Raw genomic sequence first — 24735 nt, 5'->3', positions numbered from 1 at the left:
GTAAAGGCCCGCCCTATGTGCGCTGCAGCACGCTTTTGTGCAAGTGCGAAAAGCTCATTTCACGATGCAAAATATGCAACGGAGCGTGCTAAGTTGTTCGATTTCATTCCATTCCTGTCATGATCCCGTCACGAACCGGCGCCGCACCGACGGGCACGAATCGCATGTGCAGCGTAACCGGGGGTGACAGCAGATCGCGCTATGCCTAACAGCTTTGCACGATATGGAGGCCTGATGAACAAGCTCTATCCCGATGCCGCCACCGCCCTGGAAGGGGTGCTGAAGGACGACATGCTCATCGCCGCGGGAGGCTTCGGCCTCTGCGGCATCCCCGAACGCCTGATCGACGCCATCCGCGACAGCGGGGTCAAGGGACTGACCTTCTGCAGCAACAATGCCGGGATCGACAACGAGGGGATCGGCAAGCTGCTGCGCACGCGGCAGGTCAAGAAGATGATCTCCTCCTACGTGGGCGAGAACAAGGAATTCGAACGCCAGTTCCTCGCCGGCGAGCTCGAGGTCGAGTTCTGCCCGCAGGGCACCCTGGCCGAGCGCATGCGCGCCGGCGGCGCGGGCATTCCGGGCTTCTACACCCGGACCGGCGTCGGCACGAAAGTCGCCGAGGGGAAGGAAGTGAAGACCTTCGACGGAGAGGACTATATCCTCGAACGCGGCATCTTCGCCGACCTGTCGATCGTCAAGGCGTGGAAGGCCGATGAGACCGGCAACCTCGTGTTCCGCAAGACGGCGCGCAACTTCAACCTCCCCGCGGCGACGTGTGGCAAGGTCTGCGTGGTCGAAGTGGAGGAAGTGGTGCCCGCAGGCAGCCTCGATCCCGACTGCATCCATCTGCCGGGCGTCTTCGTCCAGCGGATGATCGTGGGCGCGCCCTACGACAAGAAGATCGAGTTCCGCACCGTGCGGGAGCGCGAGGCTGCATGACCGTGCGGCGGCTCAAGGCCGCCCTCGCGGCATCGGCGCTCGCCATGATGCTGGGCGGCTGCGTTGCGGCCGCGATTCCGCTCGCCGCCGGCGGTGTCGTTCTCCGGAACGAAGCGCTGGGAGGCGACGAACCGGACTCCGACGAGGCCGGCGATGAGAGAACCGGGAGGGACTCCGGCGCAATCGCGACCGAGGGCGAGCCCTTCACGCCTACCCTCGCGCCGCCCGGCGCATACGAGGCCTTCTTCGCCTATGCGCGCGAACAGGCGTCGCTCGATCCCGTCGCCGCGCCGCGCCATTCGGCGATCCTCGCGGCGCCCGGTTTGCTGCAGCCCGAGACCACGGAATGCTCGGTCCGTCCCTCCGCGGTTCTGGTCGACCTCGACCCTGCATCCGGCGCGCGCGATTTCGCCGCGCTTCCACCCGATCCGGCGCTCGCCCGGGGGCTGCACGCGCTCCGGCTGGAAGGCGTGTTCGTCTTCTGGATCAGCGACGCCTCGGCCGCGGAGGCCGGCACGCTGCGCAAGCGCCTGACCGCTACGGGACTCGATCCCACGACCGACGACGGCATACTGCTCATGCGCCGCGCCGAGGACCGCAAGCAGCTCCGCCGCAAGGAGCTGGCGCAGACCCACTGCCTCGTCGCCATTCTCGGCGACGAGCGAAGCGATTTCGACGAGCTCTACGATTACCTCAAGGACCCCGCTGCCGCCTCCGAACTCGAGGCGCTGATCGGCAGCGGCTGGTTCCTCGCCCCCACACTTCTAAGCACCAAGGAAGGCTGACCATGCCCTGGGACCGCAACCAGATGGCCGCGCGCGCGGCGCAGGAGCTGCAAGACGGATACTACGTGAACCTCGGCATCGGCATTCCGACGCTGGTGGCGAACCATATCCCGGCCGGCATGCACGTCACGCTGCAGAGCGAGAACGGCATGCTCGGCATCGGCCCCTTCCCTTACGAGGACGAAATCGACCCCGACCTGATCAACGCCGGCAAGCAGACGATCAGCGAACTGCCGCACAGCGCCTATTTCGACAGCGCGACGAGCTTCGGTATGATCCGCGGCGGGCATATCGACCTGACCGTGCTCGGCGCGATGGAAGTGGCCGAGAACGGCGACATCGCCAACTGGATGATCCCGGGCAAGATGATCAAGGGCATGGGTGGCGCGATGGACCTCGTCGCCGGCGTGAAGAAGATCATCGTGGTGATGGAGCACACCGCCAAGGACGGCAGTCCCAAGTTCATCCCGCAGTGCACCCTGCCGCTGACCGGGACCAACGTGGTCGACATGATCGTGACCGACCTCGCCGTGTTCCAGCGACCCGACCACGACAGCCCGTTCAAGCTGATCGAACTGGCGCCCGGCGTCAGCGGGGAGGAAGTCGCCGAAAAGACGACCGCGCACTACCTCTCCTGACGCTTCCCACATGCGGCCCGATGTGAGACAATCGGGCCGCTATGTATCCGGGGCACTTCCTGGCGTCGGCCTTCCGTGCTCGTTTCCTCGACGTTCTCGCGTCGATCTACATTTACAACGAGCATCGCGGCTACACCTCGCTCGATCGCGTGCTCGAGGCGGTGCGCGCACGCTGCCCCGACGACGCCGAATTCATCGCCGACGTCGAAAAGCACCGCTCGGACGAGGAAAAGCACTATCGCATGTTCAAGCGGTGGTTCGAGCTGCGCGGCACGATGCCGCTCGAGGTCGATCGTACTTGCGGCCATATCGACCACTTCATCGAGACGGTGTTCGGCTGCACCATCGACGAACTCGATACGGCGCAGATCGTCATGGACGGCGGTCAGTTCGAAAAGCTGTGCCGGGTCATCATGATTACCGAGCGGCGCGGCATGCGGCAGGTCGAGATCCTGCTCGAAAACGTGCACATCCGCTCAGACAGGGCGCTGACACGCATTTTCCAGGTGGTCGAGAAGGACGAACCCGATCACTGGATGCCCTACGATCGCTGGCTGCGCGCCAACGGCCGCCGCCCGAAGCCGCGCTGGCGCGAACTATGGGCCGACTACTGGATCCACAAGTCGCTGATGTTGGTGAAATTGCCGGCCATCTTTGTCGACCGCAACCGCCCGCGCCTCTCTGCCTGGCCCGATGCCGCCGAGCACGGTCCGGCCGGCGGCGGGGCTACGCCAGCGCCGCTTTGAGGTCGTCCACCAGATCGGTGCGTTCCCACGGGAAATGGTCGCCCTCGGCGGCGCGGCCGAAGTGGCCGTAGGCGGCACTCTTGCGGTAGATCGGTTTGTTGAGGCCGAGGTGCACGCGAATGCCGCGCGGGGTCAGCCCGCCGAGCTTGGCGATGGAGCGGATCGCGTCCTCGATGCGGTCGTCCGCGACCGTGCCCGTGCCGTGGGTATCGACATAGAGCGAAAGCGGTTCGGACACGCCGATGGCATAGGCGAGCTGGATCGTGCAGCGCCGCGCGAGGCCCGCCGCGACGATGTTCTTGGCCAGATAGCGGCTGATATAGGCGGCCGAGCGATCGACCTTGGTCGGGTCCTTGCCGCTGAACGCGCCGCCGCCGTGCGGGGCCGCACCGCCGTAGGTGTCGACGATGATCTTGCGGCCGGTAAGGCCCGCGTCGCCATCGGGCCCGCCGATCACGAACGTACCGGTCGGGTTGATGTGCCACTTGGTCTCGTCCGACAGGAAACCTTCGGGAAGGATCTCGCCGACGACCTTCTTCACATAGGTCTTGAGCTCGGCTTCCTTCTCGCCCTCGTCGTACCCTTCGGCATGCTGGGTCGAGACCACGATTGCCGTCGCGGCGACCGGCTTGCCGTCGCGGTAGCGCAGCGTGACCTGGCTCTTGGCGTCGGGCTCCAGGAACGGCGCTGCGCCGCTCTTGCGGTCCTCCGCCAGACGCTGGAGGATCTTGTGGCTGTAGTCGATCGCCGCCGGCATCAGATCGGGCGTCTCGTCGCAGGCGAAGCCGAACATGATGCCCTGGTCGCCCGCGCCTTCATCCTTGTTGCCGCTGGCGTCCACGCCCTGCGCGATATGCGCGCTCTGCCCGTGCAGATAGTTGTCGAAGGTCAGCGTCTGCCAGTGGAAGCCGTCCTGCTCGTAGCCGATCTCGCGCACCGTCTTGCGCACGGCGGCCTCGATCTCCTCCAGCGCACCGTCGATCCACTGGCCGTTCTCGTAGACGCCCTTGCAGCGGAGCTCACCCGCCAGCACCACGCGCTGCGTCGTCGTCAGCGTCTCGCACGCGACGCGCGCTTCCGGATCCTTCGCCAGGAGCAGGTCGACGATCGCGTCGGAGATCTGGTCCGAAACCTTGTCGGGATGTCCCTCGGAAACGCTTTCGGAAGTGAAGAGGTAAGTGCTGCGCATGGGCGAAATTATCCGATATAAAGATAACTTTATGTCCTAAGCAGCGTCCTAGCCGCGTCGCAGCCGCGTGGCAACCAGCGATCCGGCGATCAGCAGCACGGCCCAGCCGAGCGGGAGCCAGTTGCCGAGCCGGGCGAACCAGGTCGGCGCGTGGGCCGGCGGGATCAGCCCGTCGATCCGGTCGGCGCGGTGCATGCCGATGTGCTGGCGGACCACGCCGCGCGCGTCGATCACCGCGCTGATCCCGGTGGTGGTAGAGCGCAGGACCGGCAGCCCTTCCTCGATCGCGCGCATGCGGGCCTGCGCGAGATGCTGCGGAGGACCCCAGGCACCGAACCAGCCGTCGTTCGAGGGATTGAAGATGTAATCGGGCCGATCGCTGCGGTCGGCGACCTGGCCGGAGAAGACGATCTCGTAGCAGATCTGGATGCCAGCCCGGCCCCATTCGCCGAGGTCGAGCGTGCGCGGCCCCGGGCCGGGCCAGAAGTCGATCGTCCCTGCCACGAGCCGCGTCGCGCCGAGCGGTTCGAGCAGCCAGCGCAGCGCCAGGTATTCGCCGAACGGCACGAGATGCGCCTTGTCGTAGCCGCCGACGATCTGCCCCTCGGCATCGATCGCGGTGACCGCGTTGCGGGCGCCGGCGGCGCGGCCGTCCACGATCTCGAGATCGACCGCGCCGGTCAGCAGCACACTGCCCTCACCGATCACCCGGCCGATCCGCCAGCGGGCATAAGCAGGATCGCCCGCGGCGGTCATCTGGTCGTAGTAGCGCTGCGGATAACCGTCGCGCAGGTAGTCGGGCACACCCGACTCGGGCCACAGGACCAGGCGCCGCTCACCTTCCTGTCCCGACGCCCGGGGCGCGGTGAGCCTGGCGATGCGCGCAAACTGCTCCTCGAACTTGGCGGGGTTGTCGAGGTCCTGCTGGCGAATGTCGGGCTGGATCAGCGTGTAGCGCAGCGTGCCCTGCTCGGGCGGTGGCGCAGGCCAGTACATGCCGGCGACGAGCAGCGCCGCGGCGAGCCCGAACGGCACCCAGCGCCGCTCGCGCAGCAGCACGATGAGGAGGAAGCCGACCAGCGCGGCAAGGCCCGAGAGCGCGTAAGTCCCCATCCATGGCAGCAGTGCGGCGAGTCCCGGACGGTCGAACGGGCCGAGAAAGATCAGCCCCAGCGGGTCCCAGGCGTAGCCGGTGAAGACCCAGCTCCGCAGCCATTCGGATACCGTCCAGCCCCCCGCAAACAGGCAGGCCGCGGCGCCGGCGCTCAGCCGGCGGCCGAGCCACCAGGCGAACAGCCCCGCGATCGCCGGATAGACCGCGAGGTACAGCGAGACCAGCGGCACGGCGAACCAGCCGAGCCAGGCGGGCATTTCGGACTGGTAGGTGAAGGCCGTCGCGATCCAGTTGTTCGCGAGGGTGAAGTGCGCGAGGCCGAAAATCCAGCCGCGCAGCAGGGCCGCGCGCCAGGTCGGCGCCGCCAGCGCAAGCATGGCAAAACCGCCGATCGCAAGCAGCGCCAGCGGCCAGAGCTGGAGCGGCGGAAAGCCGGTTGCCGCAACCAGGCCGCAGAGGGCGACCGACAGCTTCGGGTGCACGGCGAACCAATTGCCGATCCGGCCCATACGGCTCATGCCCGTGCCGCCCCGACTACCGTTCCCCGTTCGCGGCGATCAGCCGACCGCCTGCACCGCTTCGCCGTCGCCGGCCGGTTCGGCGGGCTCGGCCGTCTTGCGGGCCCGCGGTGCACGCTTCTTCTTGGGCGCTTCGCCTTCCGAAGAATCGCCGATCGCAGGCGGAAGCGCCGAAGCGTCGATCTCGCCGCCGTCCGTGGTGGGCGACTCGCTGCGCGGCTTGCGCGGCCGGCGCCCCTCGCCCCGGGGCTTGCTGGTGCGCTTGAACGGGTTCTCGGCGGGTTCGTATTCCGAATCCTCCTCGCCCTGCGCTTCGCTTTCCTCGCGCTCGCCGGCATCCGTGCGGCCGTTCGCGTCCTCGCGGCGGCTGCGGACGTTGCGGGGCTGACGGCGGCGGTTATCGCCTTCGTCCTCGCCCTCGTCTTCCTCGTCCTGGTCGCGTTCCTCGTAGCGCTTGCCGCGCTGCTCGTCCTGGCGCGCCTTGTTGTCGGCGAGAACGCGGAAGTAGTGATCGGCGAACTGCAGGTAGTATTCAGCCTGCACGCGGTCGCCGTTGTGCTGGGCGTCCTGCGCCAGCTTCTTGTACTTGTCGAGCAGCTGGGGCGCGTTGCCGCGGGCCCTGCTGTCGATCCGGTTCGACTGGTTGCCGCCGCCCTGCGGGCGATTGCCGCGGCCGCGACGGCGATTGTTATTACGATGATTGTTCAAGGAAATCTCTTCCTCATTCGGGACCGCCCTTACGGCACCATTGCCCGCGCGGTCGCATGACCCCTCCCCGCGTCCGCTCCCGAGCGAATCGCGGGTGTCCCGTCTGCACCTCTACAGGTCTGGTTGCCCGGTCGGTTGCAATTGTCGGAACGAGGCCCAGCCGGGAGGCGAACACGCCGCTAACCGGGAGCCCTTGGGGTAGAGTTAGCTATCGCAGTGCCCTTTGCCAACCCCCCTAGCGCAAAATCAGCGCACGCGACCGTCCAGCGAGATCGCGCCGCAGATCGGTGGAGAATCCGGCTTCCCGCGCGATTTCGGCCACCGGGTCGGCCTGCGACGCGCCGATCTCGAGCACCGCGGCCCCGCCTGGGGCCAACAAGCCCCGCAACTGGGGAATGAGCACGCGATAGTCGTCGAGCCCGTCCGCCCCCGCGAAAAGCGCGCCGGCCGGCTCGTATGCGCGCACCGAGGGGGCGAGGTCCGCCGCTTCCTCGACATAGGGGGGATTGGCGATCACGCGGTCGAACGTGTCGAGGCCGTCATGCCAGCCCGGCGCATGCCAGTCGGCGCGGAGCAGGCGCGCGCGATTTTCGAGGCCCAGCCGGCACGCATTGTCCCCGGCGACCGCAAGCGCCTCGGAGGAGCGGTCGATCCCGACACCGTCCCAAGCCGGCCTTTCCGCCAGAAAACTCAGCAGGAGCGTGCCCGAGCCCACCCCAAGGTCGAGCACGCGGCCGCTCTCCCCCGCGCCCTCCAGCGCCGCGGCAAGCGTCGCCTCGCTGTCAGCGCGCGGGATCAGCACATCGGGCGTGACGCGGAACGGCCGGCCGTAGAATTCCTGCTCGCCGACGATATAGGCCACCGGCTCATGCCCCGCCCGCCGCTCGACCAGCGCCGCGAACCCGGCGGGCGCCGCGTCGCGCATATGCTGCAGCAACAGCTCCGACCGCGAGACGCGGAGCGCATGCGCCATCAGCACCTCGGCATCGAGCCGGGCGGTGTCGAAAGTATCGGCCAGCCGCTCCGCCGCGTTGCGCAAGGCTTCGGCGACAGTGGCTCCCCCACCACCCCCAACCCCCTCCTCTGAAGAGGAGGGGACTATTCCGTCGCGCTCGCTTCTCCCCCTCCTCTTCAGAGGAGGGGGCCGGGGGGTGGTGCGCTCCTCAGCCATCCATCGCAGCGAGGCGCTTCGCCTCGTCTTCGGCGGTGAGGGCGTCGATCAGTTCGGTGAGCCCCGGCCCGGCGAGAACTTCGTCGAGCTTGTGCAGGGTCAGGCCGATCCGGTGATCGGTCACGCGGCCCTGAGGGAAGTTGTACGTGCGGATGCGTTCGGAGCGGTCGCCGCTGCCGACCATGGCCTTGCGCGCCTCGGCCTCGGCCCCCTGCGCCTCCGCGCGTTTCAAGTCGTAGAGCCGAGTGCGCAGGACCTGCATCGCCTTGGCGCGGTTCTTGTGCTGGCTGCGCTCGTCCTGCTGGATCACGACGAGGCCGGTCGGCAGGTGGGTGATGCGCACGGCGCTGTCGGTCGTGTTGACGTGCTGCCCGCCGGCGCCGCTCGCGCGGTAGATGTCGATCTTGAGGTCCTTGTCGTCGATCTCGACGTCGACCTCGCTCGGCTCGGGCAGGACGGCGACGGTCGCCGCCGAGGTGTGGATGCGCCCACCGCTCTCCGTCACCGGCACGCGCTGGACCCGGTGGACGCCCCTTTCGAACTTGAGCCGGGCGAACACGCCCTGGCCCGAGACGTTGGCGACGATCTCCTTGAACCCGCCGATGTCGCTCGCGTTCATCGAGATCGTCTCGACCCGCCAGCCGTTCTCGGCCGCGAAGCGCTCGTACATGCGGAACAGGTCGGCGGCGAACAGCGCCGCCTCGTCCCCGCCGGTGCCGGCGCGGATTTCGAGCATCGCCGGCCGCGCGTCGGCGGCATCGCGCGGCAGCATGGCGACGGAGAGCGCGCGCTCGGCCTCGGGCAAGGCGCTGCGCAGCCGCATGATCTCTTCTTCGGCTAGCGCCTTCATGTCGGGATCGGCGTCGTCGAGCTTCTCCAGCTCCGCCAGCTCGCCGCGCATCGTCCGCACGTCCTCTGCCGCCCGCGCGACCGGCTCGAGCTCGGCATAGTCGCGGCTCGCGGCCACGAACGCCTCGCCCTCGAGCGTGCCCGACGCCAGCCGCGCCTCGAGCTCGGCAAAGCGATGCGCGATCTGGTCGAGACGTTCGGCGGGGATGGTCATGCTACGCGTTCCCCATGCCCGTCATGCTGAACTCGTTTCAGCATCCATCGAGCCTCCGCGGCCGTCTGTGCCGGTGGCGAAATGGACCCTGAAACGAGTTCAGGGTGACGATGAGGAATCAGCATCACAACAGGAGGCTCTCGATCCTCGCCGCGAGTGCATCCTCCGCCCGGACGCTGATCTTCGCGGCGCCCTCGGCGGTGGAGATCGACGCGATCGCCCCGGCGCCCATCTTCACTGCCTTGTCGAAACGCTTGCGGGGGGAACCGCTGGCGACGAGTTCCGCCGAGAATCCCTCGCGCCGGAGCGCGGTCACCGCCTCGACGCCGCGGGCGATCTGCGCATCGTCTTCCACGACCACAACCACATCCGCGACCGGGTCGCCCCGCTCCCCCACCAGCATCGCCAGCCGCTCGATCCCCGCGGCCCAGCCGACTGCCGGCGTCGCGGGTCCGCCCAAACTTTCCATCAGGCCGTCGTAGCGTCCGCCGCCGATCACTGTCCCCTGCGCGCCGAGGCGATCGGTGACGAATTCGAAGGCGGTGTGGCGGTAGTAGTCGAGGCCGCGCACCAGCGAGGGTTCGCGCGTCCACGCGACGCCTGCGGCGTCGAGCCCGGCGGTGACCGCGCCGAAGAAGTCCTGCGCCTCACCGCTCAGGTAATCGTCGATCTTCGGCGCATCGGCGACGAAGGCGCGGTCGCGCGGGTCCTTGCTGTCGAGGATGCGCAGCGGGTTGCGCTCCAGCCGGTCCTGCGAATCCTCGCTCAGCTCCGCGCGGTGGGCGGCGAAGTAGTCGACCAGCGCGGCGCGCCAGGCCTCGCGGCTGTCGCCGTCGCCGAGCGTGTTGAGTTGCAGCGTGACCCCGTCCGCGATGCCGAGCTCTTTCAGGAGCTGGTCGGCCATGGCGAGTAGCTCGACGTCGGCCTGCGGCTCGGCCGCGCCGATCACTTCGGCGTCGAGCTGGTGGAACTGCCGATAGCGGCCCTTCTGCGGCCGTTCGTAGCGGAACAGCGGTCCGTGCGTCGCGACCTTGAGCGGCGCGTATTGCCGCCAGCCGTTCGTCAGATAGGCGCGCGCGATCCCGGCGGTGAACTCGGGCCGCAGGGTCAGCGATTCGCCGCCGCGGTCGTCGAACGAATACATTTCCTTCGAAACCACGTCGGTCGTCTCGCCGAGCGAGCGGGCGAAGACCTCGGTCTTCTCGAACACCGGCATCTCGATCCGGCGGAAGCGGTAGAGCCTGCGCACGCGCTCGAACGTCTCGACCACATGCGCGAAAGCCTCGGCCTCCGGCCCGAAAATGTCCTGCGTTCCACGGATAGCTTGCGGCGTTTTCGACATGGTCCGCGCGATTAGGGCCATGCGCCCCCTTCCGCAATCCTCTCCCCTTCGCTAGAGGCGCCCGCGTGAAGTCCTGGGAGAGGGGCCGACCACACGAACGAGAGAACGCATGCGCATCGACATGGTCCCCGTGGGCGACAACCCGCCCGAAAGCCTGAACGTCATCATCGAAGTCCCGACCGGCGGCGAGCCGGTGAAGTACGAATTCGACAAGGAAAGCGGCGCGCTGTTCGTCGACCGCATCCTGCACACCCCGATGCGCTATCCGGCCAACTACGGCTTCGTGCCGCACACGCTGAGCCCCGACGGCGACCCGCTCGACGCGCTGGTGATCTCGCGCAGCCCGTTCATTCCCGGCTGCGTCGTCCGCGCCCGGCCGATCGGCGTGCTCAACCTCGAGGACGAGCACGGCGGCGACGAGAAGCTGATCTGCGTGCCGATCGACACGACGTTCCCCTATTATTCGGACGTCGCGGAGACCAAGGACCTGCCCTCGATCATCTTCCAGCAGATCGAGCACTTCTTCACCCACTACAAGGATCTGGAGAAGGAGAAGTGGGTTCGCGTCGGCCAGTGGGGCGACGCCGCCGCTGCCAAGCGGATCATCCTCGAATCGATCGAGCGCGCGAAAGGCTGATCCCGGCGAGTCCCCGCGAAGGCGGGGACCTCAGGCTGCCAAGCGGCGATCAGGCGGCCCTAGGTCCTCCGCTGGCGCTCTTATGTGCCGCTAGGTTCCTGCCACCGTCATCCCGTCCACCCGCAGCGTCGGGACATTGACTGCGCGGTGCATCTCCAGGTCGTCGGCCACGCGCAGGGCAGCGAACATGGCGAGCAGGTTGCCGGCGATCGTGAACTCCGCGATCGGCCCGGCGATCTCGCCGTTCACGATGCGATAGCCCGAAGCCCCGCGGCTGTAGTCCCCGGTCACAGGGTTGACGCCCTGCCCGGCCAGTTCGGTGATCAGCACGCCCTCGGCCACGTCCGCCATCAGTTCGGCGCGCGAGACCGGGCCGGCCGGAATGTGCAAGTTGCTGGTCGAAACCCCCGGCGTGCCGCTCCCGCGGGAGGCGTGCCCGGTGGGCGCGAGGCCGAGCTTGTTCGCGCTCGCGACGTCGAGCAACCAGCCACCGAGCACCCCGCGCTCGACCAGCTTGCGCGGCAGGCATCCCAGACCCTCGCCGTCGAACGGGCGCGAGCGCAGGCCGCGCGGCCGGTGCGGATCCTCCACCACCTCGATTCCGTCCGGCAGGATCGCCTCGCCCTCGCGGCCGAGCAGGAAGCTCGATCCGCTGGCGATCGCCGGCCCGGCCATCGCGCCGACGAGGTGCCCGACGAGCGATGCGCCGACGCGCGGGTCGAACAGCACGGGCATCCGCCCGCCCTTCGGTATTTCGGGATTCAGCCGGGCGACGGTCCGTTCGCCCGCCAGCCGGCCGATCTCCTCGGGCGAAGGCAGGTCGGCGAGATGGCGCGCGGTACGCATGGCGTAGTCGCGCTGCATGGCCGAGCCCTGCCCGCCGATCACGACCGCGCTGAGCGAGTGGTGCGTCGCGCCGTAGGCGCGCGCGAAGCCGTGGCTGGTCGCAAGCGCGAAGAGCGAACGGCCGAACGAGGCGGCCCCGCCTTCGCTGTTGGTCACGCCCTCGATCGCGCGCGCGGCATCCTCCGCCGCCAGAGCGCGTTCGCGCAGTGCCTCCGGGCCCGGCTCGCCGCTGTCCTCCAGATCGAGCGCGGGCGCCATGCCGCGGTCGAGCAGCTCCTGCGGGGCGAGGCCGGCGTGCGGGTCTTCGGGCGCGGCGCGGGCCATGGCGACGGCCCGTTCGGCCAGGTCGCTCAGCGCGGCGGGGGCGAAGTCGCTCGTCTCGATCGAGGCCGAGCGCTGGCCGACGAAGACGCGCAGCGCGATCTCCTCGCTCTCCGACCGCTCGACATCCTCGAGCTTGCCGAGGCGGACGGTCACCCCTTCGGACGATTGCGCCCGGGCGGCGGCATCGGCCGCATCGGCACCATGGCGGCGCGCCGCCTCGATCAGCTCTGCACAGCGGGCGAGCGCGGTCTCGCCGTCGATCATCGAACGGTCTCGGGAGTGGTCATGCGCCCCCAGCTAGGGTCCGCGCGGCCCGGCCGCAAGACGAGGTTCAGGCGGCGAGTGCCGCGATCCCCATGAACAGGCCGGTGAGGACCAGGGGCAGGCAGATCGCAAGCACCCACAGCAGCACCTGGTCGCGGCGATAGGCCCCGGCGAGCGAGGGGTCGGCCGCTTCCTCGTCGGAAAGGTCGCGCCAGCGCTTTTCGAACCAGCGGCACGCCGGAATGATGCCTGCAACCAGCGCGACGAGCGCGAGATAGGGCAGAATGGAGGACCCGACTTCCTTGATCGCATGGACCGTTACGAAGATCTGCAGGGCGGTGTAGACGAGCAGCGCGTAGGCGACGTTGTCGCTCATGCCCTTGCGCCAGTCCCGCGCCCGATGCTCGGCGGCGATGTGGCCGTGGCCCTTGTTGTCTTCAGTACGGTGAAGCGCCTTCACCATGCGCTTTCTCCAATGTCCTCTTCCGAAAGAGGAGTATTCCAGAGCAGGCGCCGGCAAGCAAGCACGATTACCGGGCGGTCCATCGCTCCGCTCCGCCGCGCGTCATGCACGAAACCTGCCAATCGGACGCGCGCGGGGGTTTCCTGCGCGCGCTGCGATGCTACATGGCCCATCGATGGACACGCCAGAGCCGATCGCCGGGACCGCGCAGCGCGCGGACGCCACCGCACCGCTGCCGCAGGAAGGCGGGCTGGAGGTGATCTCGATCGCCAAGAGCTACGACAAGCGCGCAGTGCTGACCGACATCTCGCTCACCGTCGGCAAGGGCGAAGTACTCGGCCTGCTCGGCCCCAACGGGGCGGGCAAGACGACCTGTTTCTATTCGATCATGGGGCTGGTGAAGCCGGATGCGGGCCGCATCCTGATGGACGGCGAGGACGTCACCAGCCTGCCGATGTACCGCCGCGCGATCCTGGGCCTCGGCTATCTGCCGCAGGAAACCAGCATCTTCCGCGGCATGACCGTCGAACAGAACATCAACTGCGTGCTCGAGATGGTCGAGCCCGACAAGGAGACCCGGGCGCAGGAGCTGGAGCGGCTGCTCGACGAATTCGGCCTGACCAGGCTGCGCGAGAGCGCCGCGATGGCGCTCTCGGGCGGCGAGCGGCGACGCTGCGAGATCGCCCGCGCGCTGGCGGCCAAGCCATCGATCATGCTGCTCGACGAGCCCTTCGCGGGCATCGATCCGCTTTCCATCAGCGACATCCGCCACCTCGTGCTCGACCTCAAGCAGCGGGGGATCGGGGTGCTGATCACCGACCATAACGTGCGCGAGACGCTCGACATCGTCGACCGCGCCTGCATCATCTACGGCGGCCAGGTGCTGTTCGCCGGGACGCCGGAAGATCTCGTCGCCGACGAGAACGTGCGCCGGCTCTATCTGGGCGAGAGCTTCAGCCTGTGATCCCCCGGCACGTCGCGAGCTGACTTATGGCGCTGGGGCCGCGCCTCGATCTCCGGCAGACGCAGTCGCTGGTGATGACGCCGCAGCTCCAGCAGGCGATCAAGCTGCTGGCGCTGTCGAACCTCGAGATCGAGACTTTCATCGGCGAGGCGCTGGAAGCGAACCCGCTGCTCGAGGCGGGCGAGGTCCAGCGCGAGGACGGCGAGAGGATCGAGCCGGCGGGCGAGGAGCCCGGCGCCGACGCCGCGATGGACGGCGCTTCCGACGGAGAGAGCGCGCTCGACATCGACCCCTCGGCGCTCGATCGCGACCGCGATACCGGCGACGGCGAATGGGGCGCCGCCCACACCTCCGCGCCTTCCGATGACCTCCCCGGCATCGACGAGCGCGGCAGCGGTGGTCCGACGCTCGCCGAACATCTCGAAGAGCAGGTCGGCGCGGCAGCGGGCGACGCACGCGAGGCCTTCGTCGCCCGGCATCTGATCGGTCTGCTCGACGAGGCCGGCTATCTCGCGGCCGACTTGCGCGAGGTGGCGGGCGAGCTCGGCATCCCGCTGGCCGAGGCCGAGCGGGCGCTGGCCGTCGTCCAGTCGCTCGACCCGACCGGCGTCGGCGCGCGGACCTTAGGCGAATGCCTCGCGCTCCAGGCGCAGGAAGCCGACCGCTACGACCCGTGCATGGCGCGGCTGATCGACAATCTCGACCTCGTCGCGCGCGGCGAGTTCGCGCGGCTCAAGCGCATGTGCGACGTCGACGACGAGGATTTCGCCGAGATGCTCGCCGAACTGCGCGGCTACGATCCGAAGCCCGGGTTCCGCTTCGGGGGCGCCGTCGAAAGCGCAGTCGTGCCCGACATCCTCGTCACCCGGGCGAAGGACGGCGGCTGGGACATCGCTCTGAACGAGGACACGCTGCCCCGCCTGGTGGTCAACCGCGCCTACTACCTCGAATTACGGCAGGGCTGCCCGGGCAAGGCCGCGCAGTCATGGCTGGGAGAGAAGCTCGCCGATGCCAACTGGCTGATCCGCGCGCTCGACCAGCGCCAGAAGACGATCCTCAAGACCGCCGCCGAGATCGTGAAGAAGCAGGAAGGTTTCTTCCGCCGCGGCGTCTCCGAGCTGCGGCCGCTCACCCTGCGCGAAGTGGCTGAATCGATCGAGATGCACGAAAGCACGGTCAGCCGCGTTACCAGCAACAAGTACCTGCACTGCGACCGCGGCACGTTCGAGCTCAAGTACTTCTTCACCAGCGGCGTCGGCAGCGCCGACGGCGAAGGGGCGAGCTCGCAAGCGGTCAAGGCGCGGATCAAGGCGCTGATCGATGCCGAGGACGCGAAGAAGATCCTCTCCGACGATACCCTGGTCGACCTGCTGAAGGCAGAGGGGTTCGACATCGCCCGCCGCACCGTCGCCAAGTACCGCGAGGCTATGGGCATCGGCAGTTCGGTCCAGCGCCGGCGCCAGAAGAAGCTCGCCGCAGGCGGGTGAAACAATTGATGCCACTTGGTTTAGAACGTATTAACCTTTTCCATTCATACCTCTTGTGGTTAATATCGGGCTAGAACCTTCGGGCAGCGGCGCGGCCGCGCCGGGCGAGGGTAAAAGGGGGGGTACCCATGCGCGTATTGTTGATCGAGGACGAGCCGACTACGGCGAAGGCCATCGAGCTCATGCTGACGACCGAAGGGTTCAACGTCTATTCGACCGATCTCGGCGAAGAGGGCTTGGATCTCGGCAAGCTTTACGATTACGACATCATCCTGCTCGACCTGAACCTGCCCGACATGCACGGGTACGACGTGCTCAAGAAGCTGCGCGTCGCCAAAGTGCAGACGCCGGTGCTGATCCTGTCGGGCATCTCCGAGATGGACAGCAAGATCCGCAGCTTCGGCTTCGGCGCCGACGACTATGTGACCAAGCCGTTCCACCGTGAAGAGCTGATCGCGCGCATCCATGCGGTGGTCCGCCGCAGCAAGGGTCACAGCCAGTCGGTCATCCGCACGGGCAAGCTGGCGGTCAATCTCGATGCGAAGACGGTCGAGGTCGATGGCGCCCGCGTGCACCTGACGGGCAAGGAATACGCGATGCTCGAGCTGCTTTCGCTGCGCAAGGGCACGACGCTGACCAAGGAAATGTTCCTCAACCACCTTTACGGCGGGATGGACGAGCCCGAGCTCAAGATCATCGACGTGTTCATCTGCAAGCTGCGCAAGAAGCTCAGCCACGCCTGCGCGGGCGAGAACTATATCGAGACGGTCTGGGGCCGCGGCTACGTGCTGCGCGATCCCGAGAGCCAGGCCGAAGCTGCCTGATCGCCTGCAATAGCGGTAGAAGAGGGCCGGCGCGGCGACGCCCCGGCCCTTTTTCGTTCAAAGGGAACCCATTCCCGCCTTTTTGCCCGGCGCATCGAGGTCAGGCTACGTGAATCGGCGCAGGAATGATTCGGTCAACCGATCCGATTGAAATGGGTCGTCGGCAATTTCGGGACACCCTCTCCCGCCCAGATAATCGTTTCCGTCATGGACTGCCGATCCTTCGCGACGGTGTACACCCGGGTCGATACCGGTGCGCCATCTTTCGCGAGCGACATCACCAGTGTGCCCGGCGCAGGCTGGCGCAGTGAAACGCTGTCGACGAATTGCATATTGCCGGTGACGGGCACAGGGACACCGTCCAGCGCCGCTGTCGATTCCGCCCGGCGGATCGAGCCATCGGGATGGACGATCTCGACATGGGTCGTCCATTTCCGGTCGGGCGAAACGCTGAAATCGATGGTCACCCGCTGCGGTCGTTCTTCTGCGGGAATGCGACCTGTGTCGAGCGACCAGCTCCCAAACAGCGGCGATTGGCTGGAGACTTCGACCTGAACGCCTTGCGCTGGTTCAGTCTGATCGATCGAAGTCGATGCCGCAAAGATGAGTCCGGCGGCGGCGAGCGGCAATGATACTAGCATGGCAATCGTTCCTTTCGACCATTCGAACCCCATGGTCCGGGGCTGTTCGAAGGTGTCGGTCCTGGAACCCTGCGACGGTAGATCAATTTTCCTGGTCCAGATTTTCTGGGCGTCCAACAGGCGGGCGAGTTCGCGGCTGCTGCTGACCCCCGTCTTGCGCCGCGCGTCGCGCAGTCGCTCGTTTATCGAGCTTTCCGAACGGCCTAGCTCCGCAGCAATGGATTTGACGGTGTGTCCAGCCGCAAGCAGCCGCAGGATTTCCAGCTCCTTGTCAGTAAGAGTCGCGAACGGACGGCGCGAAAGTTGCGGAGCTGACATGGTTCTTGCTCACCACACGGCCAAGCGAGGGTCCAGAACGATTTTTTTGGAAGGCAGCGACCGGTCTCCCGCTTTCAATGCGAAGCGGAATCCGAATTGATGCCGCTCCGTCGCCACAGGTTGCCGCGTGTCCCCTTCGGAGGCTGACGCGAGACACTGCTTCAAGCCCTTTTCTTTCAGGACGCATAGCGTTTTACCGCTCGCCGGTTCGCCCGGTTCGCCCTAATTGCGCGACCAAGAACGTCGATATGAAGGACGCTCGCGATGGAACTGTTCGGGATCGATCTGACCGGGCTTCTGCCCTTCATCGCGATCGGCTTTGCAGCGCAGCTCATCGATGGCGCGCTCGGCATGGCCTTCGGGGTCATCACCAATACCATGCTGGTCGGCGTGCTCGGCCTGCCGCCCGCGCAGGCCTCGCAGCGGGTCCATGTGGTCGAGTGCTTCACCACCGCCACCAGCGGCATCAGCCACCTGCTCCACGGCAATATCGACAAGCGGCTGTTCTTCCGCCTGCTGATCCCGGGCGTGATCGGCGGGGTGACCGGCGCCTACCTGCTGACCTCGATCGACGCCTCGGTGATCAAGCCCTTCGTGCTCGCCTATCTCGCCGCTATGGGCCTCTACCTGCTGGCTCGCGGGCTGCTCTACCCGCCGAAGATCCGCGAGGCGAAACGCGTCGCCCCGCTCGGGCTGATCGGCGGGTTCCTCGACGCGGCCGGCGGCGGCGGGTGGGGGCCGATCGTGACCTCGAACCTGCTCGTCCAGGGCGCCGAGCCGCGCAAGGTCGTCGGCACGGTGAGCGCGGTCGAATTCTTCCTGACGCTGACGATCTCGGCGACCTTCATCTTCCACCTCGGAATCGCCGACCTTGCCGGGGCGACGCTCGGCCTCCTCATCGGCGGCATCGCCGCAGCCCCGCTGGGCGCGTTCGCCGCGAAGCATTTCAGCCCCAAGCTCATGCTGGTCATGGTCGGTGCCGCGCTGACCGTGACCAGCGCCTACGGGATCTACACGGCGCTTTCCTGACGCCTTTCCCTCCTCGTCGCTCCCCGCTATCGGGCGCGGCATGACCGCGAACAAGCCCGGCGATCCGACCACGCTCAACCGGCTCTACGGCCGCAGCCAGGGCAAGCCGCTGCGCAAGGGGCAGGCCGAACTGGTCGACAAGCTGCTGCCGCAGATCGCGGTGCCGGCCGAAGGACCGGTGACGGCCGAGCGGCTGTTTGGCTATGATCGCCCGCTGCATTTCGAGATCGGCTTCGGCGGCGGCGAGCACCTTGCCTACCGGGCCGACCTGCTGCCCGACCACGGCTTCATCGGCGCCGAACCCTTCATCAACGGCGTCGCGCAGGCGCTCGTCCATGTCCGCGACGGCGGCCTCGCCAACGTGCGCCTGCACCACGGCGATGCGCTGGAAGTGCTCTCGCGCATCCCCGACGGATCGCTGACGATGCTCTACCTGCTCCATCCCGATCCCTGGCCCAAGGCGCGCCATGCCAAGCGACGGATGATGAACGACGGCCCGGTCGAAATGATCGCCGCCAAACTCAAACCCGGCGGCGAATTCCGCTTCGGCACCGACCACCCGGTCTACCTGCGCCACGCGCTGATGGTCATGCGCCGCCATAGCGACGCGTTCGAATGGCTCGTCGAAGGCCCAGAGAGCTGGCAGAACCGCCCGAGCGGCTGGTGCGAGACCCGCTACGAAGCCAAGGCCCGCAACGTCTACGGCCACGAGGTCTGGTACTTCCGCTATCGGCGGCGGTGACTTGCGGCGGCCGGCGAGGCAGCGCAACGCAGCCGGGACACGGCGCCAAATTTCTGCTATCGGTCGGGCGACCGACTGGAGAGAGACTATGCCGGACCTGCGCTCCCTCAAGCTCCTCGCGGCGGCCGCGCTGCTACTTCCCGCGACCGCGATGGCTCATCACGGCTGGAACTGGACCGAGGAGAAGGAAAGCCGCCTCTCGGGCACGATCGTCTCGATCGACCACGGCAATCCGCACGCCAGCCTCAAGCTCCGCAATGCGCAAGGAGTGTGGGAGGTCGATCTCGCCCCGCCATCGGCCTCGGCGAGAGCGGGCTTCGTGAAGGGCGTGGCGAAGCCGGGCGACAAGGCGACGTTCACCGGCCATCGCTCGCGCGACGCCGGCGAGCTGGTGTTCAAGGCCGAGACCATCACCGTCAACGGCAAGACCTACGACGTCTATCCGGACCGGCCCAAGTCGCTGAAACCCGCGGGCTGATCCGCGCACGATGATCGACGCGGCGCTCGCGTGGCTCGAGGTTTCGCCCTTGGCCGAAGCGCTCGCGGCCTCGCGCTACGTCTATCCGCTGGTCAACGCTGCGCACATCCTGGGGCTGGCGACGCTGTTCGGGTCGATCCTCGCGCTCGACCTGAGGCTTCTCGGCGCGTTTCCGGCAATACCGGCGCGGCCCCTCGCGCTCGCCCTTCCCCGCGTGGCCGCCTCCGGCCTGGTGCTCGCGGCGCTGACCGGATTCCTGCTCTTCACGGTCGAGCCGTTCGACTACGCGGCCAACAGCGCCTTCCTTGCGAAAGTGTCGCTGGTCGGCCTCGGCACCGTGCACGCGCTCCTGCTCCACCGCAGCGAGGGCTGGAAGGCTCTCGTCCGCGACGACGCGCCGGTCGGCTGGCGCCTGCGGGCTTCCGCGGCGCTGTCGATCGCTCTGTGGACGGCCGCCATCTTCGCCGGCCGCCTCATCGCCTTCTAACCGTCAGCCCACCACGCCCGCCGCGGCCAGCACGGCCAGGGTCAGCACGTCGGGCGCGATGGCGGTCATCGGGGCGATCTGGACCGGCTTTTCCATGCCGATCAGCATCGGGCCGATCGTCGCGTCGCCGGCCAGTTCGCGCAGCAGCTTGGCCGAGAGATTGGCCGACTGCAGCCCCGGCATGATCAGCACGTTGGCCGGGCCGGACAGGCGGCTGAACGGATAGAGCGCCATGACCTTGGGGTTGAGTGCCGCGTCGGGCGCCATCTCGCCTTCGTATTCGAAATCGGGCTGCTCGGCATCGAGCACGGCGACCGCGTCGCGGATATTGTTCAGCCACTGGCCCGAGGGGTTGCCGAAGGTCGAGTAGGAGAGGAACGCGACGCGCGGTTCGTGGCCCATGCGCCGGGCGACCGCGGCGGTCTCACGCGCGATGTGCGCGAGCTGCTCCGCGGTCGGCCGTTCGTTGATCGTGGTGTCGGCAAGGAAAGTCGTGTGGTTCTTGCCGACCATCATGTGGATCCCGAACGGCACCTGCCCCGGCTTCGGGTCGAGCACCAGGTTCACCTCGCGCGCGGTCTGCGAAAAGGTCCGCGTGAGGCCGGAGATCATCGCATCGCCGTGGCCGAGCGCGACCAGCAGCGCGGCGAAGACGTTGCGGTCCTGGTTGACGATGCGGCGCACGTCGCGCTCGGTCCGCCCTTTGCGCTGGAGCCGCTGGTAGAGATAGTCGACCATGGCCGGAACGAGCTCGGAATCGGCCGAGTTCTGGATCTCCCACTCGTCCGGATCGTCGACCGCCAGCTCGACCAGCTTCTCCCTGACCTTCTCGGTCCGGCCGACGAGCACCGGCGTCCCGTAGCCGAAGTCGCGGAACTGGATCGCAGCGCGCAGCACGATGTCCTCCTCCGCTTCCGCGAACACCACGCGCTTCGGGTTGGCGCGGGCCAGCTCGTAGGTGTTGGTCAGCGCCGAGGTCGTCGGATTGAGCCGCGCCTTCAGCGACATGCGGTAGGCGTCCATGTCCGCGATCGGCGCCAGCGCGACGCCGGTGTCCATCGCCGCCTGCGCCACGGCGGAGGAGACGACTTCCATCAGCCGCGGATCGAACGGTGCGGGAATGATGTAGTCGGTGCCGAAGGCGTGGTTCTTGCCGTAGGCCGCGGCGACCTCGTCCGGCACGCGTTCGCGCGCCAGCTTCGCGATCGCATGCGCCGCGGCGATCTTCATCTCCTCGTTGATCGCGGTCGCCTGCACGTCGAGCGCGCCGCGGAAGATGAAGGGGAAGCCGAGCACGTTGTTGACCTGGTTGGGAAAGTCGCTGCGGCCGGTGGCGATGATCGCGTCGGGGCGCACGGCCTTGGCCTCGTCGGGCATGATCTCCGGCACCGGATTGGCCATCGCGAAGATGATCGGCTGCTGGGCCATTCCGTCGACCCACTCGGGCTTGAGCGCGCCGGCGGCACTGAGGCCGAGGAAGATGTCGGCGCCGACCAGCGCCTCTTCCAGGCTGCGCGCGTCGGTGTCGACCGCATGCGCGCTCTTCCACTGGTCCATCGAATCGGTGCGGCCGCGGTAGATCGGCCCCGAGCGGTCGCAGACGATGACGTGGTCGTGCGGCACGCCGATCGCCTTGATCAGCGCGGTGCAGGCGAGCGCAGAGGCGCCTGCGCCGTTGACCACCATCCGCACGTCCTTGAAATCGCGCCCGGTCAGGTAGCAGGCGTTGATCAGGCCCGCGGCGGCGATGATCGCGGTGCCGTGCTGGTCGTCGTGCATGACCGGGATGTTCATCCGCTCGCGCAGGGCCTGCTCGATGATGAAGCACTCGGGCGCCTTGATGTCCTCAAGATTGATGCCGCCGAAGCTCGGCTCCATCAGCGCGACCGCTTCGATGATCTTGTCCGGGTCTTCGGTGGCGAGCTCGATGTCGATCGAGTCGACGTCGGCGAAGCGCTTGAACAGCACCGCCTTGCCTTCCATCACCGGCTTCGAGGCCAGCGCGCCGAGATTGCCGAGGCCGAGGATCGCGGTGCCGTTGGAAATCACCGCGACGAGGTTCGAACGCGCGGTGTAACGCGCGGCGTTGGCGGGATCTTCGGCGATGGCTTCCACCGGCGCGGCTACGCCCGGGGAATAGGCCAGGCTGAGGTCGCGCTGGGTCGCCATCGGCTTCGACGCGATGATCTCGATCTTACCGGGCCGGATCGTCTCGTGGTAGAAAAGCGCCTCGCGTGCGGTGAAGCCCGCCTGTTTTTCCTCGGCCAAAGTGCGTGTCTCCTGAACTGTGGCGCGACCCTTAACGGCCCAGGCCTGCGAGCGGTAGGGGAAAGGCGCGCCGCTCCCCTTTCCGAATCGCGCGCGGCAACGCTAGGCCCCTGCGCATGGCGGGCAAGTCGACCCCGATGATGGAGCAGTACCACGCGCTCAAGCGCGAGGCCGAAGGGTGTCTGCTGTTCTACCGCATGGGCGACTTCTTCGAGCTGTTCTTCGACGACGCGCGTCAGGCCGCCGCGATCCTCGACATCGCGCTCACAAGCCGCGGCGAGCACGGCGGCGAGGCGGTGCCGATGTGCGGCGTGCCGGCGCATTCGGCCGAAAGCTATCTCGCGCGGCTGATCAAGGCGGGCTGCCGCGTGGCGATCGCGGAGCAGGTCGAGACGCCCGAGGAGGCGAAGAAGCGCGGCGGGTCCAAGACGCTGGTGCGGCGCGACATCGTGCGCTTCGTCACCGCGGGCACGCTGACCGAGGAGGCCTTGCTGGAGCCGCGCCGCGCGAACATGCTCGTCGCGGTCTGCGAGCTGCGCGGCACGATCGGCATTGCGGCGGTCGACATCTCGACCGGGCGGATGGAACTGGAGGAATGCGCACCGGACCGGCTCGGCGCGGCGCTGGCCCGCCTCGGCCCGAGCGAAGTCGTCGCGCCCGAGGACTGGGACGCGCGGCCGGCGGAGGCGATCGAGCGCGCGCGGCAGGACTTCGCCAGCGACGCGGGCGAGGCGCGGCTCAAGGCGGTGCACGGGGTCGCGACGCTCGACGGGTTCGGCGCGTTCACGCGCCCGATGTTGGCGGCCGCGGGCGGGCTGCTCGCCTATCTCGATCACGCCGGGCGCGGCAAGCTTCCGCTGCTCTTGCCTCCCGTGGCGCGCGAAAGCGACTCCGCGATGGCGATGGACGAGGCGACCCGCGCGAGCCTCGAGATCCTCGAGGCCCAGCGCGGCGGGCGGCAGGGAAGCCTGATCGCGGCGATCGACCGCTGCGCGACCGGCGCGGGCGCACGGCAACTCGCGGACGACCTCTCCGCCCCGCTGACCGACCGCGCCGCGATCGAGGCGCGGCTGGCGCTGGTCGGCTGGCTCCATGCCGATCCGCTGCTGCGCGCCGACTTGCGCGAGGTCCTGCGCGCCCTGCCCGACATCGGCCGCGCGCTCGGCCGGATCGTCGCCGGGCGCGGATCCCCACGCGATCTCGGCCAGGTGCGCGACGGTCTGGCCGAGGCGCGGCGGGTTCGCGATTACCTGCAAGGCAAGCCCGACCGTCCCGCCCTGCTCGAACGGCTGCTGCCGGCGATGGGCGGGCACGGCGCGCTGGTCGACCTGCTCCAGCGCGCGCTGGTCCCCGCTCCGCCGACCGAGCGGCAGAACGGCGGGTTCATCGCCGAGGGCTACGACGCGGCGCTCGACGAGCTGCGGCAAACCTCCGGCAATGCCCGCCGCGCGATCGCTGCGCTCGAAGGGCGCTACCGCGAGGATACCGGGATCGCGGCGCTCAAGATCAAGCACAACGGCGTGCTTGGCTATTTCATCGAAGTGCCCGCGAAACACGCCGATGCACTAATGGCCTCCGACAGCGGCTTCACTCACCGCCAGACCATGGCCGGCGCGGTGCGCTTCAATTCGCTCGGCCTGCACGAGGAAGCCGCACGCATCGCCGAGGCCGGCGGTCATGCGCTGGCGGCCGAGGAAGCGCACTTCGAGGAGCTCACCGCCGCGGTGATCGACGCGCGCGAGGCGATCGCGGCGACCGCGGCCGCCCTCGCCCGGCTGGACGTCGCGGCCGGCAACGCCGAGCGCGCCGCCGAGGGCGACTGGTGCCGGCCGGAGATTCTGGAGGATCGCTGCCTCGAGATCGCCGGGGGCCGCCATCCGGTGGTCGAACAGGCGCTGGCGAAAGGCGGCGAGCGCTTCGTCGCCAACGACTGCCGGCTGGACGGCCAGGACCGGCTGTGGCTGATCGGCGGACCGAACATGGGCGGCAAGTCGACCTTCCTGCGGCAGAACGCGCTGATCGTGCTGCTGGGGCAGGCAGGCTGCTTCGTGCCCGCCGCGAGCGCCCGCATCGGGCTGGTCGACCGCCTGTTCAGCCGCGTCGGCGCCTCGGACAACCTCGCGCGCGGGCGCTCGACGTTCATGGTCGAGATGGTCGAGACCGCAGCGATCCTGTCGCAGGCCACGGAGCGGAGCTTCGTGATCCTCGACGAAGTCGGCCGCGGCACGTCCACCTACGACGGTCTCGCACTCGCATGGGCCGTGGTCGAGGCGGTGCACGAGACCAACCGCTGCCGCTGCCTCTTCGCCACGCACTACCACGAGCTGTCCCGCCTCGCGGAGAGCTGCGAGGCGCTGAGTCTCCACCACGTCCGCGCGCGCGAGTGGAAGGGCGATCTGGTGCTGCTGCACGAACTGGCACAGGGGCCTGCGGACCGCAGCTACGGGCTTGCCGTGGCGCGGCTCGCCGGGGTGCCCGACGCGGTCGTGGCGCGTGCGAAGTCGGTTCTCGACCGGCTGGAAAAAGGACGCGCCGAAACCGGCGGTCTCGCCGCAGGGCTTGGCGACCTGCCGCTGTTCGCCGCGGCCAGCGCCGTGCAGGAGGAGCGCCGCGACACCCTGCGCGACCGCTTGCGGGAGCTCGACGTGGACGCCCTCTCCCCGCGCGATGCGCTCGATGCGCTCTACGCGCTCAAGCAGGACGCCGCCTCCACCGAACCTTAAGCATTCGGCGCTATCCGCTCCCGC

23 protein-coding genes are annotated in these 24735 nt (G+C 68.1%); 13 read left to right on the top strand and 10 right to left on the bottom strand.

Features of this window, described 5'->3' with window-relative positions; genetic code table 11:
- Positions 1 to 234 precede the first annotated feature (234 nt).
- Genes JNO53_RS11685 through JNO53_RS11670 form a run of 4 tightly spaced genes read left to right on the top strand, consistent with a single transcriptional unit; the run spans position 235 to position 3111 of the window.
- A complete protein-coding gene (locus JNO53_RS11685) occupies positions 235 to 942 on the top strand; it encodes a CoA transferase subunit A (protein ID WP_203111266.1) in 708 nt (235 codons plus the stop codon).
- Positions 939 to 1727 carry a hypothetical protein gene (locus JNO53_RS11680; protein ID WP_203111264.1) on the top strand — a complete coding sequence of 263 codons (789 nt, stop codon included), beginning with the start codon at positions 939 to 941 and terminating at the stop codon, positions 1725 to 1727. Before JNO53_RS11685 ends, JNO53_RS11680 begins: the two co-directional genes overlap by 4 nt.
- Before the next feature lie 2 nt (positions 1728 to 1729).
- Entirely contained in the window at positions 1730 to 2365 is a 636-nt protein-coding gene (locus JNO53_RS11675) for a CoA transferase subunit B (protein WP_203111261.1), read from the top strand.
- A 41-nt stretch (positions 2366 to 2406) separates the two neighbouring features.
- Positions 2407 to 3111, top strand: coding sequence for a ferritin-like domain-containing protein (locus JNO53_RS11670; RefSeq protein ID WP_203111258.1), 705 nt, complete (start codon positions 2407 to 2409; stop codon positions 3109 to 3111).
- Here JNO53_RS11670 and metK read toward each other — a convergent pair.
- The 6 genes from metK to hisS all read right to left on the bottom strand — a co-directional run bounded on the left by metK (position 3092) and on the right by hisS (position 10216).
- Positions 3092 to 4300, bottom strand: coding sequence for a methionine adenosyltransferase (gene metK, locus JNO53_RS11665; RefSeq protein ID WP_203111255.1), 1209 nt, complete (start codon positions 4298 to 4300; stop codon positions 3092 to 3094). The two genes, JNO53_RS11670 and metK, sit on opposite strands and share 20 nt — an antisense overlap.
- 48 nt (positions 4301 to 4348) lie before the next feature.
- The gene (lnt, locus tag JNO53_RS11660; RefSeq protein ID WP_203111422.1) at positions 4349 to 5923 is read right to left on the bottom strand and encodes an apolipoprotein N-acyltransferase; all 1575 of its coding nucleotides are present in this window, start codon (positions 5921 to 5923) and stop codon (positions 4349 to 4351) included.
- 48 nt (positions 5924 to 5971) lie between these two features.
- The gene (locus tag JNO53_RS11655; protein ID WP_203111252.1) at positions 5972 to 6640 is read right to left on the bottom strand and encodes a DUF4167 domain-containing protein; all 669 of its coding nucleotides are present in this window, start codon (positions 6638 to 6640) and stop codon (positions 5972 to 5974) included.
- 235 nt (positions 6641 to 6875) lie between these two features.
- Positions 6876 to 7679 carry a peptide chain release factor N(5)-glutamine methyltransferase gene (gene prmC / locus JNO53_RS11650; RefSeq protein WP_238401856.1) on the bottom strand — a complete coding sequence of 268 codons (804 nt, stop codon included), beginning with the start codon at positions 7677 to 7679 and terminating at the stop codon, positions 6876 to 6878.
- A gap of 124 nt (positions 7680 to 7803) precedes the next feature.
- Positions 7804 to 8874 (bottom strand): peptide chain release factor 1, encoded by a 1071-nt coding sequence (prfA, locus tag JNO53_RS11645; protein ID WP_203111247.1) that lies wholly within the window; start codon positions 8872 to 8874, stop codon positions 7804 to 7806.
- Positions 8875 to 8998: 124 nt separating this feature from the next.
- Complete coding sequence (gene hisS / locus JNO53_RS11640) at positions 8999 to 10216, bottom strand: histidine--tRNA ligase (protein WP_203111420.1); 1218 nt, start codon at positions 10214 to 10216, stop codon at positions 8999 to 9001.
- Between the two features lie 109 nt (positions 10217 to 10325).
- Here hisS and ppa point away from each other — a divergent pair, with 109 nt between their 5' ends.
- A complete protein-coding gene (ppa, locus tag JNO53_RS11635) occupies positions 10326 to 10853 on the top strand; it encodes an inorganic diphosphatase (protein WP_203111244.1) in 528 nt (175 codons plus the stop codon).
- Between the two features lie 90 nt (positions 10854 to 10943).
- Here the strand turns inward: ppa and JNO53_RS11630 are convergent, their stop codons facing one another.
- Both JNO53_RS11630 and JNO53_RS11625 read right to left on the bottom strand, forming a co-directional pair.
- Positions 10944 to 12287 (bottom strand): TldD/PmbA family protein, encoded by a 1344-nt coding sequence (locus tag JNO53_RS11630; protein ID WP_203111241.1) that lies wholly within the window; start codon positions 12285 to 12287, stop codon positions 10944 to 10946.
- A 67-nt stretch (positions 12288 to 12354) separates the two neighbouring features.
- Entirely contained in the window at positions 12355 to 12750 is a 396-nt protein-coding gene (locus tag JNO53_RS11625) for a hypothetical protein (protein ID WP_338015346.1), read from the bottom strand.
- 175 nt (positions 12751 to 12925) lie between these two features.
- Between JNO53_RS11625 and lptB the strand changes: the two genes are divergently transcribed.
- From lptB to ctrA, 3 genes are all read left to right on the top strand, one after another.
- Positions 12926 to 13714 carry an LPS export ABC transporter ATP-binding protein gene (gene lptB / locus JNO53_RS11620; RefSeq protein ID WP_203111238.1) on the top strand — a complete coding sequence of 263 codons (789 nt, stop codon included), beginning with the start codon at positions 12926 to 12928 and terminating at the stop codon, positions 13712 to 13714.
- A 26-nt stretch (positions 13715 to 13740) separates the two neighbouring features.
- The gene (rpoN, locus tag JNO53_RS11615) at positions 13741 to 15201 is read left to right on the top strand and encodes an RNA polymerase factor sigma-54 (protein ID WP_203111236.1); all 1461 of its coding nucleotides are present in this window, start codon (positions 13741 to 13743) and stop codon (positions 15199 to 15201) included.
- Positions 15202 to 15329: 128 nt separating this feature from the next.
- On the top strand, positions 15330 to 16025 hold the full coding sequence (gene ctrA, locus JNO53_RS11610; RefSeq protein WP_203111233.1) for a response regulator transcription factor CtrA: 696 nt from the start codon (positions 15330 to 15332) through the stop codon (positions 16023 to 16025).
- Positions 16026 to 16159: 134 nt separating this feature from the next.
- Here ctrA and JNO53_RS11605 read toward each other — a convergent pair whose 3' ends face one another.
- Positions 16160 to 16984 carry a helix-turn-helix domain-containing protein gene (locus tag JNO53_RS11605; protein WP_203111230.1) on the bottom strand — a complete coding sequence of 275 codons (825 nt, stop codon included), beginning with the start codon at positions 16982 to 16984 and terminating at the stop codon, positions 16160 to 16162.
- A 264-nt stretch (positions 16985 to 17248) separates the two neighbouring features.
- Between JNO53_RS11605 and JNO53_RS11600 the strand changes: the two genes are divergently transcribed.
- The 4 genes from JNO53_RS11600 to JNO53_RS11585 all read left to right on the top strand — a co-directional run bounded on the left by JNO53_RS11600 (position 17249) and on the right by JNO53_RS11585 (position 19720).
- A complete protein-coding gene (locus tag JNO53_RS11600) occupies positions 17249 to 18013 on the top strand; it encodes a sulfite exporter TauE/SafE family protein (protein ID WP_203111227.1) in 765 nt (254 codons plus the stop codon).
- A gap of 40 nt (positions 18014 to 18053) precedes the next feature.
- The gene (gene trmB, locus JNO53_RS11595; protein ID WP_203111224.1) at positions 18054 to 18755 is read left to right on the top strand and encodes a tRNA (guanine(46)-N(7))-methyltransferase TrmB; all 702 of its coding nucleotides are present in this window, start codon (positions 18054 to 18056) and stop codon (positions 18753 to 18755) included.
- Positions 18756 to 18843: 88 nt separating this feature from the next.
- Complete coding sequence (locus JNO53_RS11590) at positions 18844 to 19233, top strand: DUF6152 family protein (RefSeq protein ID WP_203111213.1); 390 nt, start codon at positions 18844 to 18846, stop codon at positions 19231 to 19233.
- Between the two features lie 10 nt (positions 19234 to 19243).
- A complete protein-coding gene (locus JNO53_RS11585) occupies positions 19244 to 19720 on the top strand; it encodes a hypothetical protein (protein ID WP_203111209.1) in 477 nt (158 codons plus the stop codon).
- A 3-nt stretch (positions 19721 to 19723) separates the two neighbouring features.
- On the opposite strand, the gene JNO53_RS11580 is transcribed toward JNO53_RS11585, so the two are convergent.
- The gene (locus JNO53_RS11580) at positions 19724 to 21988 is read right to left on the bottom strand and encodes an NADP-dependent malic enzyme (RefSeq protein WP_203111206.1); all 2265 of its coding nucleotides are present in this window, start codon (positions 21986 to 21988) and stop codon (positions 19724 to 19726) included.
- Positions 21989 to 22104: 116 nt separating this feature from the next.
- On the opposite strand from JNO53_RS11580, the gene mutS reads away from it, so the two are divergent.
- Positions 22105 to 24711: a DNA mismatch repair protein MutS gene (gene mutS, locus JNO53_RS11575; protein WP_203111203.1), complete on the top strand. Its 2607-nt coding sequence runs from the start codon at positions 22105 to 22107 to the stop codon at positions 24709 to 24711.
- The last annotated feature ends 24 nt before the right edge of the window (positions 24712 to 24735 follow it).

The organism is Altererythrobacter sp. C41 (assembly GCF_016803135.1).
Lineage (GTDB): Bacteria > Pseudomonadota > Alphaproteobacteria > Sphingomonadales > Sphingomonadaceae > Pelagerythrobacter.
Note: the sequence above shows the minus strand (reverse complement) of the source record. Positions and strands in the feature narration are given on the sequence as shown.